Genomic DNA, 11,480 nt, shown 5'->3' with positions numbered 1-11,480 from the left:
CCCCACGCCACCCCTCATTGTCCCGGTGAGCAGACATTCTCCCGACCGCCACCGCCCCCCCCGATCACGAAATTACCCGCCCGCGCACGGGTCATTGACACCGCCCAGCCCCCGTGCCAAAGTTTCGCGACCCTGGTCGACAACGTTGTCAGACGGAGGTGCGTCCCATGCGGTCGCTGATCGGTGGAATCCGTGCACGCGCTGCGGGCACGGTCGCGGGCGTGATGACGGCGGCGCTGCTGGGCGGCGGTCTGCTGGGGCCGCCGGGCGCCGCGGCCGCCGCGGCCGCGTCCCCTCCGGCCGACCCCACCTCGCTGGTCCATCCGTTCGTGGGCACCGAGAACTTCGGCAACACCTTCCCCGGGGCGAGCGCCCCGTTCGGCATGGTCCAGGTCAGCCCGGACACCGGCGGCCAGGGCGGCTACGACTACGACCAGAACGCCATCCACGGCTTCAGCCAGACCCATCTGTCCGGGGTCGGCTGCGGGGTGGCGGGCGAACTGCCCATCATGCCGACGACCGGCGCGGTCAGCGACGTCGACCCGGACCACTACCGCTCCACCTACAGCCATGACGACGAGGAGGCCACCCCGGGCTACTACCGGGTGGGCCTGAAGTCCTACGGCATCGACGCCGAGCTCACCGCCACCCAGCGCACCGGCTGGCAGCGCTACACCTTCCCGGCCACCGGCGCCGCCAATGTGCTGTTCAACACCGGCAAGGCCAATCAGAAGGTCTTCGGCTCCGAGATCCGCGTGGTCGGCGACCGGACCGTCGAGGGCCGGGTGGAGGCCGGGAACTTCTGCGCCGGGAAGGACCGGCACACCGTCTACTTCACCGCCACCTTCGACCGCCCCTTCGCCTCCTACGGCACCTGGCGCGGCACCACCCCCGCCCCCGGCTCCCGCGAGGCGGCCGGAGCGGGCGGCAACGGCGCCTGGGCCACCTTCGACGCGACCCAGGACCGGGATGTCGTGGTCAAGGTCGGGCTGTCGTACACCGGCCCCGAGGGCGCCCGGAAGAACCTCTCGGCGGAAACCGGGGATTCGTACGACTTCGACGCCACCCGCGCCGCGCTCCACGACACCTGGCGGAAGAAGCTCGACGCGATCCGGGTCGGCGGCGGCACCGAGGAGCGGCAGCGCGCCTTCTACACCGCGCTGTACCACGCCCAGCTGCACCCCAATGTGGCGGGCGACGTGGACGGCCGCTACACCGGCTTCGACGGCGCGACCCACACCGCCTCCGGCTACACCCCGTACCAGAACTTCTCGCTGTGGGACACCTACCGGCCGCAGAACCAGCTGCTGGAGATGGTGGAGCCGGGGGTGGCCCGCGATGTCGCGCTGTCGGTGGTCGCCATCGGCCGGGACGGCGGCTGGCTGCCGCGCTGGGCGCTGGCCAACAGCGAGACCAACATCATGACGGGTGACCCGGTGACCCCCTTCCTCGTCGAGGCGTGGTCCAAGGGCCTGCTGGCCGGGCACGAGGACGAGGCGTACGCGCTGCTGAAGAAGAACGCCACCAGCACCCCGCCCGCCGAGTCGCCCTACAACGGCCGCTCCGGAGTGGACTATTACCGCGAGCTGGGCTACGTCCCCTCGGGGCTGAAGCTCGGCACCGACTGCGCCGACAAGGGCGGCGACAACGACTGCGTCCACCCGGCCTCGGCCACCCTGGAGTACTCGGCCGCGGACGCCGCGCTCGCCCTGATGGCGCGCGGGCTCGGACACCGCGCCGACGCCCGGATGTTCGCCGAGCGCGGCCAGACGTACCGCACGCTGTGGGACGCCTCGATCGGGCAGTTCCGGCCGCGCACGGCCGACGGCGCGTGGGTGACCCCGTACGACCCGGTGGAGGCGGGCCGGCAGTTCCACGAGGGCGGCGCCTACCAGTACCAGTGGCTGGTGCCGCAGGACCCGGCCGGGCTCGTGGGGCTGATGGGCGGCAGGAGCGCGACCGAGAAGCGGCTCGACGACTTCTTCGCCTACGGCAAGCTGCTCACCGACCCGGCGGGCACCGCCCGTAAGGACTGGATCTCCGCCCCGTACGACTACTACGGCAAGCCCACCTACAACCCCAACAACGAGCCCGATCTGCACGCCCCGTACATGTATCTGTGGGCGGGCGCGCCCGCGAAGGCGGCGACCGTGGTGCGGGCGGCGATGACCCTGTTCACCACCGGGCCGGACGGGATGACCGGCAATGACGACCTCGGCACCATGTCGGCCTGGTACGTCTTCTCCTCGCTGGGCCTGTACCCGACGATGAGCGGCGGGGACTTCCTCGCCCTGTCCAGCCCGCAGTTCTCCTCGGCCGTGGTCCGTATCGGGCACTACGGCACCCGGCAGGGCGGCACGCTCGCGGTCACCGCACCGGGCGCGAGCGACGCCAAGCGATATGTCCGGAGTGTGTCGCTGAACGGCCGGAACGTGGCGCGCACTTGGCTGGACTGGGACCAGGTGGCCCACGGCGGGAAACTGGCCCACCGGCTGTCCACCGAACCGTCCTCCTGGGGCACCGGCCGGGGCGCGGAACCGCCGTCGGTGGGCGCCACCCGCAAGGGCTGATACCGGCCGGTTGTGGTGTAGGTTCTATGGCCCGCCTGGACACACGGGCCATGGGGGATGTGGTCGAGCGAGGGAGCGGTGTCCATGCGTGCTGTGGTGTTCGACGAGTTCGGGCGCCGGCCCGAGGTCCGGAGCGTCGAGGACCCCGCTCCCTCCCCGCGCGGCGCGGTGATCCGCGTCGAGGCCACCGGACTGTGCCGCAGCGACTGGCACGGCTGGATGGGGCACGACCCGGACATCCGGCTGCCGCACGTCCCCGGCCATGAGCTGGCGGGGGTGATAGAGGACATCGGCCCCGACGTCCTCAACTGGCGCCCGGGGCAGCGGGTCACCGTGCCGTTCGTATGCGCCTGCGGGCGCTGTGCCGCCTGTGCGGAGGGCGCCCAGCAGGTGTGCGAGCGGCAGACGCAGCCGGGGTTCACCCACTGGGGCTCGTTCGCCGAGTACGTGGCGATCGAGAACGCCGATGTGAACCTGGTCGGGATACGCAACGAGCTGTCGTTCACCACCGCCGCCGGTCTGGGCTGCCGCTTCGCAACCGCCTTCCGCGCCGTCGTCGCCCAGGGCCGGGTGGCCCCGGGCGAGTGGGTCGCGGTGCACGGCTGCGGTGGGGTGGGGCTCTCCGCGGTGATGATCGCCGCCGCGGCCGGGGCCCGGGTGGTGGCGGTGGACATCTCACCGCAGGCGCTCGCCCTCGCCTCCCGGTTCGGCGCGGCGGTGTGCGTGGACGTGGCGTCCACCCTGGGCTCGGTGGCGGAGGCGGTCGCGGACGCGACGGGCGGCGGCGCCCATGTCTCGCTCGACGCGCTGGGCTCCCCGCGGACCTGCGCGGCGTCCATCAAGAGCCTGCGCCGCCACGGCCGCCATGTCCAGGTCGGGCTGCTGCCCCCGGCCGCCGGGACCCCGATGATCCCGATGGACCGGGTCATCGCGCTGGAGCTGCGGCTGCTGGGCAGCCATGGCATGGCCGCCCACGACTACGGCCCGATGATGGAGATGGTCGAGGCCGGTTCGCTGCGGCCGGATCTGCTGGTCACCGATGTGATCGGGCTGGACGCGGTCCCGGAGGCGCTGTCCACGATGGCCTCCGGGGGCAGGGGCGGGGTCACGGTCATCGAACCGCACCGCCCGCCCCTGGCCGGGAGCTGACCCTGCCGGTGACCGGGGGCTGGCCCCGCCGGTGACCGGGAGTTGGCGAACCGTCCCCGCACGGTGCTTACGGCACCCGCACCGTCCCGCCCGTCACCCGGATCCGGTCCCCCGCCGCCGGGTCGGACGCGATGGGGGGCACATTCGCCGAGGTCAGCTCGGGGGCGTGCCCCGGTTCACCGCCGCGCGGCACCGTGCGCACGACCTGGCTGGGCGGCAGTTCGGCCCGCCCCTGGAGCCGCTCCCACATCAGGTCCAGGGCCTGCTGGTAGTAGTAACCGAGCGGGACGTACCGGTTGTCGAACCCGGCGGCCTGGGAGTCGCTGTGGTGGGCGTGGGTGATCTCGGCGTAGCTGACGGTGCCCGGCCCGTGGCCCGCGCGCGAGGTGAGCCCCAGATACGGCCGTGAGCTGTGGTTGACCGGCACCCTGGTGTCGTCGCGGCCCTGCACGATCAGCGCCGGCTTGCCGTGCAGATCGCCGTCGCGCCGGGTCTCGTCCAGGCCGTCGGCGAGCCGTGCGGCCCAGTCCCGCTCGGCGCGCGGCGCCCCGGGCCGGGGAAAGGCGAGCCGGTAGACGCAACGCTCTCCCCGCAGGTTGTAGTCGTGCTCACCGCCGGGTCCGACGGAGCGGGCGTCGGCCACGGGCCCGCCGGGCGAGTTCTCGTCGATCAACACTCCCGGGGCGGGCGCCCGGCCGGAGCTGGTGCCGAAGGCCCCGGCCAGTTCCGCCGTGCGGTACGGCGCGGGCGAGCCGGAGGAGTCGGTGCGGGCCCAGCCGTAGCCGCACAGCGCGTCGGCGACCGAGGCTCGGGCGAAGCTCATCGCGTAGGAGGCAGGGGTCTGCGGGTCGTAGTGGGAGATCTGCAGATACCCCGACCGGGGCTGGAATCCGGCGCGTACCAGGGCCTCCTGGGCGAGGCGCGGGAGTCCGTCGGGCCCCGCCCGCTCGGCGTCCCGGCGCGGGATCAGACGGGGGTCGTCCCCGACGAGGGCGGCGCAGCGGCGGCGGGCGGCGGGCACGTCCAGCGTGGCGTAGCCGGGCGCGGTGGGCTCGGTGAGCGCGGCGCACGGCTGGAGCAGCGAGGCCAGCGCGTTGTAGCGGATCAGCGGCAGCCCCGCGGCGGGCACGGCCCGCCCGCCCTGGCGGACCCGGACGCCGTTCAGCGGGGCCAGGTTCAGCTGCGGTTCGGAGGCCACGACGGCGTCGACGAGCCCGCCGCGGTCGTTCTCGCCCGCGGCGATGGCCGCGCCGCCGCCGTTGGAGACACCGGTGGCCAGGACCGTGGTGGAGGCCGGGGTATAGCCGCCCCCAGGGGCTCCGGCGCGCCGGTCGCGGTTCAGCACGGCGAGGGCGAGCCGTATCGAGCGCAGCACATCGCGCCCCCAAGTGGCCTGCGGGTTCATCCCCGAGTGGGCCATCTTGTAGGCGACGCGGTACGGGTGATCCGCGTCGAAGCGGGCGCGCTCGGCGTCGCTCAGCCCGGCGTCGAAGGCGGTACGGCCGTGGAGTTCGGCGCGCGGACCGGTCGTTCCGTCGTAGCCCATGACGGTGCCCGAGTGCAGGTCGTCGAAGGCCGGGCCCATCCCCTTGTCGGTGTAGGCGACCGCGCAGCGGTGGTGCAGCCCCCAGGCCCCGGTGGTGCCGACCATACTGTAGACCCCGCTGAGTCCGGTGGCGGGCGCGGCGACGACACACGGCCGGGCACGGTCGAAGCCGTCCGGCACCTGCACCACGAAGCTGACACCGCGGGCCCCGCTGCCCGCCACGGCCCGGTACTCCACCCCAGCGACCTTCCCGTCGCCGGGCACGGGGCGGCCCCGGTCCACATCGGGTCCGTACAGCCTCCCGAGGCCGCCGCCGGATCCGGCGGACAGCCCGGCCGAGGCCCAGATGGCCTGGCGGCGCAGTTCGGCGGCGGTGGGCCGGTCGAGGTCGGCGGCCCGTGGCATGGGCCCGCGCAGCCCCGCGAAGCCGAGCCCGGCGGTGAGCAGATCGTCGCTCCGCCCGTCGTACCGCCGCTCGGTCAGCTCACTGATGAACGAGGGAAGCGCGGAGCGGGCGGACGGGGCGCGCTCGGCGGCGTGGGCGAGCGGGGTGACGAGGGCCGTGGTGAGGGCGAGGGCCAGGGGCAGGGCGGACAGCCGGCCGGCGGATGGCATGGGCGGTTCCTTCCGGGTCAGAGCGGCACGGCGCCCGTCGCCAGAGCCGCGGCGGTCATCACGAGCGTCGTCCCGAACGCCCAGCGGAAGATGAAGCGCTGGTGCTCCCCGAGCTGTACGCCGCTCATGCTCAGGAGGATGAAGGTCGCGGCGGTGAGCGGGCTCAGCGGGAAGCCGGTGGTCATCTGGCCGAGGACGGCCGCGCGGGCGATCTCGGCGTGGTCGGTGCCGAAGGCGTCGGCGGTCCCGGCGAGCACCGGCAGCACCCCGAAGTAGTAGGCGTCCGGGGTGAGGACGAGGCTCAGCGGCATGCTGGTGACGGCCACGAGCACCGGCAGATGTCCGCCGAGCCCGTCGGGGATGATGTCGACCAGCGCCTCGGCCATCTTCCCGATCATCCCGGTGCCGCCGAGGATCCCGGTGAACACCCCGGCCGCGAAGATCATGGTGATGACGAGCACCACGCTCCTGCCGTGCTTCTCCAGCAGCTCCTGCTGGTCCTCCCAGCGGGGGTGGTTGACCAGCAGCGCGAGGACGAAGGCGAAGACGAAGAGCACGGGCAGCGGCATGGCCTCCCGCACCAGGCAGACCAGCAGGGCCACGGTGAGCAGCAGATTGAAGACGGTGAGCGCGAGACCGGGGCGGGCGGCGACCCGGGGTGTGCCGGGGCCGTCCCCGGCCGCCACCTCGGCCCGTGGCGCGGGCTCGAGCGCGCCGAGCCGCCGCCGCTCACGGCGTCCGATGAGATACGCGGCGAGCAGCACCCAGACGATACCGGCGGCGAGGGCGGGCAGCAGTGGCGTGATGATGTCGGAGGTGTCGATCTTCAGGGCCGCGGCGGCGCGGGCCGTCGGCCCGCCCCACGGGATCATGTTCATCACGCCCGCGCCCAGGCCGACCACCCCGGCGAGCACCAGCCGGCTCATCCCCAACCGCTGATAGACGGGGAGCAGCGCGGAGATGGTGATGAGGAAGGTGGAGGCGCCGTCGCCGTCGAGCCCGACGCACAGGGTCAGAACGGCGGTGCCGACCGTGATCCGTACCGGGTCGTTCCTGGTGGCGCGGAGAATGCCGCGGATCAGCGGTTCGAAGAGGCCCGCGTCGATCATCAGGCTGAAGTAGAGCACCGCGAAGGCGATCATGATGCCGGTCGGGGCGACCTTGGACAGCCCGTCGAGTGCCATCGGGCCCAAGTCGTCGCCGTATCCGCCGATGACCGCGGTGGCCACGGGCGTGAGGACGAGGGCCACCAGCACCGAGACCCGTTTGGTCATGGTGAGCAGCAGGAAGCCGCCGATCGTGCAGAACCCCAGTGCTGCCAGCATGGCCGCTCGCTTCCTCGTCCGGTCGGGTGCTGCCGAAGAGTTTCCGAGCGGGGAAAGATCCGCGTCCAGCATCGAACACAGATCTATCCATGCGTTTCGCGCAACAGTTCCCCTGCTCGGCCGCCGCGCCTACGCTCACGGACCATGGACGTCACCCTGCGCCAGCTGACCGCGTACGCGGCGGTCGCGCGTGCCGTGAGCTTCACCGCGGCCGCCGCCGAACTGCATGTGTCCCAGTCGTCGCTGAGCCGTGCGGTCGCCGATCTGGAACGGACGCTGGGGATGCGGCTGCTGGAGCGGGACACCCGCAATGTGCGGCTCACCCCGGCGGGCGCCGAGGCGCTGCGGATCGCCGACCAGATCCTCTCCGCGCACCGCGCGGGCCTGGCCCAGCTGGGGCGCTACGGCGCCGGTGAGCGCGGTGCGGTGGCCCTGGCGACCCTGCCCTCGGTCGCGGCCGTGCTGCTGCCGCCGGTGATCTCCGCCTTCCGCGCACGACGCCCGGAGATGACCGTACGGCTGCTGGACGGGCTGGAGCGCTCGGTGCTTGACCGGGTGGTCGACGGGGACGCCGACTTCGCCGTCAGCACGGTGGCCCGGCGCGCCCCGGGCGTACGGCTGCGGCCGCTGGTGCGGGACCGCTTCGACGCGGTGCTCCCGGAGCACCATCCGCTGGCCGAGCGGGCGGAGGTGACCTGGGAGGAGCTGGGCCGGGAGCCGTTCCTCGCGGTGGGCACCGACTCCAGCGTGCGCCGGATGACCGACGCGGCCTTCGCCCAGGCCGGGATGGAGGCCAACCCGGCGGCCGAGGCGTCGAACGTGGCAACGGTGGGCGGTCTGGTGGCGGCCGGGCTCGGCGTCTCCGCGCTGCCCGCCCTGGTCCATCCGCTGGTGGGGCCGGGCCGGCTGGTGCGGCGCCCGCTGGTGGGGCCGGTGGTGGAGCGCCGGCTGTACGTCGTCCTGCCGACGCGCCGCACGCTTCCGCCGGGGGCGCGCCGCTTTCTGGAGCAGCTGGAGGAGTTCCGCTCCGCGGCGGACGCCTTGCCGGCGGGGGTGGAGTGGGAGGAGGCGGGCGAGGACTGGTGAGGGCGCCGGGGGCACAGCGGCGGGATCGACCGCCGGGCGGCGATCCTTGCGAGATCCGCATGAATTGATCCCCCTTCATTGCTGGACGCGCATACGCCCCGCCCCGCAGCCTGGCCGCATGGAGGACCAGACCAGCACAGGGCAGGGACAGCTCACAGGGCTGAAGGTGGTGGAGTTCGCCCATGTGGTGGCGGGCCCCCTCGCCGGGGGGATGCTCGCCGACCAGGGCGCGGACGTCGTCCACGTGGAGCCGCCGGGCTCCGGTGACGCGGCGCGGGCGATGGGCCCGCGGCGCGACGGCGTACCGCTGTGGTTCAAGGTGGCGGGCCGCAACAAGCGCTCGGTGACCCTGGATCTGCACCACGAGGAGGGCCGGGAGGTCGCCCGGGAGCTGATCGCCTGGGCCGATGTGGTGATCGTGACGCTCCGGGCGGGCCGGCTGCGCGCCTGGGGCCTGGACTGGGAGGCCGTCCACGCGCTCAATCCCACCGCGATCCTGCTGCAGATCTCCGGTTTCGGCGCCACCTCCTCGCGGGCCGACGCCCCCGGCTTCGGGAAGATGGGCGAGGCCCGCAGCGGGGTGGTCCATCTGACCGGCTTCCCCGAAGGCCCGCCCGTGCACACCGGCTTCTCGCACGGCGACGCGGTCACCGGGCTGATGGGCGCGTTCGCGGTCCTGGCCGCGCTGCACCGCCGTGACACCGATCCGGACTCCTTCGACGGCGAATGGATCGACCTGGCGCTGTTCGAGCCGCTGTACCGCCTGGTGGAGTGGCAGATCATCGCGTACGACCAGCTCGGCACGGCCCCCGAGCGGGCGGGCAACCAGCTGGCCGTCGCCCCGGCCGCCGTCATCAACACCTACCGCAGCGCCGACGGCGACTGGCTCACCGTCACCTCCGCCACCACCCGGTCGGTGCGCAATGTGGTGCGGCTGCTGGGCCTGCCCGACGAGGAGTTCGCCACCGTGGAGCAGCAGCACGCGGGGCGCGAGCGGCTCGACGCTGCGCTGCGGGAGTGGGTGGCGGCGCGCCCGGCGGCCGAGTGCCTCGCGGCGTTCGAGCGGGCCGAGGTGGTGGCCTCGCGGGTGTTCACCGCCGCCGATATCGTCGCCGACCCGGTCTACGCCGAACGCGAGGACATCATCACGGTGGACGACCCCGACCTGGGCCCGGTGCGGATGCAGTCGGTGATCCCGCGCTTCCACCGCTCCCCCGGCGCGGTGTGGCGCACCGGTCCCGCGCTCGGCGCGGACAACGCGCTGGTCTACGGGGAGTGGCTGGGCATCGACGGCGAGCGGCTGGCGAAGCTGGAGGCCGAGGGTGTCATCTGACGGCGTGACGGGCGCGGCCGGCGTGACCGCGCACCGCGTCCCCCTGCGCTCCCTGCTCTTCGTGCCCGGCAGCCGCACCGGCTGGCTGCCCAAGGCGGAGGCGGCGGGCGCCGACGCGGCCATCCTCGACCTGGAGGACGCCGTCCCGGAGGACGGCAAGGCGGCGGCGCGGGAGGCCGTGGCCGCGGCCGTCGACCGGGCGGCCGGGCCGCCCCCCGGTCCGATGCGGCTGCTCGTACGGATCAACGCGCTGGACCGCGCGGCGGGCTGGCAGGGCGCCGACGAGCTGCGGGCGGTCGCCCGACCCGGGCTCTACGGCATCGTGCTGCCCAAGGTGAGCGGCCCCGAGGACGTGACCACCGCCGACCGGCTGCTGGCCTGGTGCGAGCGCGAACACGGCCTGCCCGAGGGGCATTTCGCCCTGCTGCCGCTGCTGGAGACGGCACGCGGGCTGCGCGAGGCGTACGCCATCGGCCGGGCCGCCGCCCGGATCGCCCACCTGGGCGCGGTGGCCGCCCCGGGCGGGGATGTGGAGCGGGCGGTCGGCTACCGCTGGAGCCCGGAGGGCGAGGAGACCCGCGAGCTACGGGCCCGGGTACTGCTCGACGCCCGCGCCGCGGACCGCCCCCACCCGGTGGCCGGACTGTGGGCGGACGTGGCGGACCTCGCGGGACTACGGCGCTTCGCCGAGCGGAACCGTGCGCTGGGGTATGAGGGGATGGCCGTGATCCACCCGTCGCATGTGCCGGTGGTCAACGAGGTGTTCTCGCCGGACGCGGAGGAGCTGGCCCGCTGCCGGCGACTGATCGCGGCGGTGGAGCGGGCGCAGGCGGAAGGGGCCGGGGCGGTGCGCTTCGAGGGGCGGATGGTGGACGAGGCGATGGCGGCGACGGCCCGCCAGACCCTGGCCCGCCACGGCGGGGAGTGAGCCCATCTGGACTCCGAGGCGAAGCCCGGCATGGCCTGGGCGACGGCGAGGCAGACGAGCTCGGAGTCCGACAACCGCGGTGGGTCCAGGTCATTCGGGCGAGTTCGACCACGACGCCCTCAATTGACAAACGGAACCTAGTTCCGTATAAGTGAATCGGAGGATGACTCCGATTACTTTTCAAGGGGTGGGGGCATTGGCTGACAGCCCGACCGCGGTGTTCGAGAAGCTGCTGGCCGGCATGGTCAACCGCGACTTCGACAATCTCTGGCGGCTCTACGCGCCGGACGTCGTGTTGGAGCACCCGTTCGCGGTGCCGGCGCCGACCGTGACCCGCGGTCAGGAGGGCCTGCGGCGGCTTCTGGAGGGAATGCGGGAGTGGTTCGATATGACCGCGAAGAACGTGGTCATCCACGAGACCGCCGACCCCGAGGTCATCGTGGCCGAATGGGACTATGAGACGCGCGTGCCCGGCACCGACGAGCCGCTCACCACGGCCAACGTGATCGTGATGCGCGTTCGCGACGGCCGGATCGTCGAGTCCCGTGACTACCACAACCACGCGGCCCTCGCCCGGATCATCAGTGGCTGAGCGCCTCGCGCCTGGCCAAGGGCCAGGGTATGCCCCCTGGTCACCGTCGCCGCGATCCTGGCGCAGCGCGATCATCGGCGCAGCCGGCTGTGCGGTCAGCATGTCGTCGGTGGCGCGCGGATCAGCCGGCGCCTGGTCAGTGGTGGCGTCAGTCAGCGGTTTCATTCATCGTGGGCGCCGCACTCAGCGGCTACCTCATCGGAACCGGCCAGGACACCGGCCGACCCGCTGATGACGCCCGCGCGGCCGGGGGAGGGACCCCCCGTCCCCCGCGCGCGCGGGGGCGGGGGGGCGCCCGGGAGGGCGAGCGCCCGGGCCGGGGGGGGGGTGTGGGCG

General features: G+C 73.5%; 8 protein-coding genes. 6 read left to right on the top strand and 2 right to left on the bottom strand.

The window, feature by feature from the left end; translation table 11 throughout:
* The first annotated feature begins 167 nt into the window (after positions 1-167).
* Both ACFXB5_RS12160 and ACFXB5_RS12155 read left to right on the top strand, forming a co-directional pair.
* Positions 168-2,570, top strand: coding sequence for a GH92 family glycosyl hydrolase (locus tag ACFXB5_RS12160; RefSeq protein ID WP_385205842.1), 2,403 nt, complete (start codon positions 168-170; stop codon positions 2,568-2,570).
* A gap of 84 nt (positions 2,571-2,654) precedes the next feature.
* A complete protein-coding gene (locus tag ACFXB5_RS12155; protein WP_385205839.1) occupies positions 2,655-3,719 on the top strand; it encodes a zinc-dependent alcohol dehydrogenase family protein in 1,065 nt (354 codons plus the stop codon).
* 67 nt (positions 3,720-3,786) lie between these two features.
* On the opposite strand, the gene ACFXB5_RS12150 is transcribed toward ACFXB5_RS12155, so the two are convergent.
* On the bottom strand, positions 3,787-5,880 hold the full coding sequence (locus ACFXB5_RS12150; RefSeq protein WP_385205836.1) for a 3-hydroxybutyrate oligomer hydrolase family protein: 2,094 nt from the start codon (positions 5,878-5,880) through the stop codon (positions 3,787-3,789).
* A 17-nt stretch (positions 5,881-5,897) separates the two neighbouring features.
* On the bottom strand, positions 5,898-7,205 hold the full coding sequence (locus ACFXB5_RS12145) for a CitMHS family transporter (protein ID WP_385205833.1): 1,308 nt from the start codon (positions 7,203-7,205) through the stop codon (positions 5,898-5,900).
* A gap of 144 nt (positions 7,206-7,349) precedes the next feature.
* Between ACFXB5_RS12145 and ACFXB5_RS12140 the strand changes: the two genes are divergently transcribed.
* The 4 genes from ACFXB5_RS12140 to ACFXB5_RS12125 all read left to right on the top strand — a co-directional run bounded on the left by ACFXB5_RS12140 (position 7,350) and on the right by ACFXB5_RS12125 (position 11,144).
* A complete protein-coding gene (locus ACFXB5_RS12140) occupies positions 7,350-8,291 on the top strand; it encodes a LysR family transcriptional regulator (protein ID WP_385205830.1) in 942 nt (313 codons plus the stop codon).
* 118 nt (positions 8,292-8,409) lie between these two features.
* Positions 8,410-9,624 (top strand): CaiB/BaiF CoA transferase family protein, encoded by a 1,215-nt coding sequence (locus ACFXB5_RS12135; protein WP_385205827.1) that lies wholly within the window; start codon positions 8,410-8,412, stop codon positions 9,622-9,624.
* Positions 9,614-10,552 (top strand): HpcH/HpaI aldolase/citrate lyase family protein, encoded by a 939-nt coding sequence (locus ACFXB5_RS12130; RefSeq protein ID WP_385205825.1) that lies wholly within the window; start codon positions 9,614-9,616, stop codon positions 10,550-10,552. The genes ACFXB5_RS12135 and ACFXB5_RS12130 overlap by 11 nt, the downstream gene beginning before the upstream one ends.
* Before the next feature lie 196 nt (positions 10,553-10,748).
* Complete coding sequence (locus ACFXB5_RS12125) at positions 10,749-11,144, top strand: nuclear transport factor 2 family protein (RefSeq protein WP_385205823.1); 396 nt, start codon at positions 10,749-10,751, stop codon at positions 11,142-11,144.
* Positions 11,145-11,480: the final 336 nt, after the last annotated feature.

Source organism: Streptomyces sp. NPDC059455 (assembly GCF_042750115.1).
Classification (GTDB): domain Bacteria; phylum Actinomycetota; class Actinomycetes; order Streptomycetales; family Streptomycetaceae; genus Streptomyces; species Streptomyces endocoffeicus.
The sequence above is the reverse complement of the archived record's forward strand: the minus strand, read 5'-3'. Positions and strand labels throughout refer to the sequence as shown.

What these genes read in the sequence shown, in the direction of transcription:
- ACFXB5_RS12160 (WP_385205842.1), top strand. Translation starts at nt 168, where the DNA reads ATGCGGTCGCTGATCGGTGGAATCCGTGCACGCGCTGCGGGCACGGTC.
- ACFXB5_RS12155 (WP_385205839.1), top strand. Translation starts at nt 2,655, where the DNA reads ATGCGTGCTGTGGTGTTCGACGAGTTCGGGCGCCGGCCCGAGGTCCGG.
- ACFXB5_RS12150 (WP_385205836.1), bottom strand. Translation starts at nt 5,880, where the DNA reads ATGCCATCCGCCGGCCGGCTGTCCGCCCTGCCCCTGGCCCTCGCCCTC.
- ACFXB5_RS12145 (WP_385205833.1), bottom strand. Translation starts at nt 7,205, where the DNA reads ATGCTGGCAGCACTGGGGTTCTGCACGATCGGCGGCTTCCTGCTGCTC.
- ACFXB5_RS12140 (WP_385205830.1), top strand. Translation starts at nt 7,350, where the DNA reads ATGGACGTCACCCTGCGCCAGCTGACCGCGTACGCGGCGGTCGCGCGT.
- ACFXB5_RS12135 (WP_385205827.1), top strand. Translation starts at nt 8,410, where the DNA reads ATGGAGGACCAGACCAGCACAGGGCAGGGACAGCTCACAGGGCTGAAG.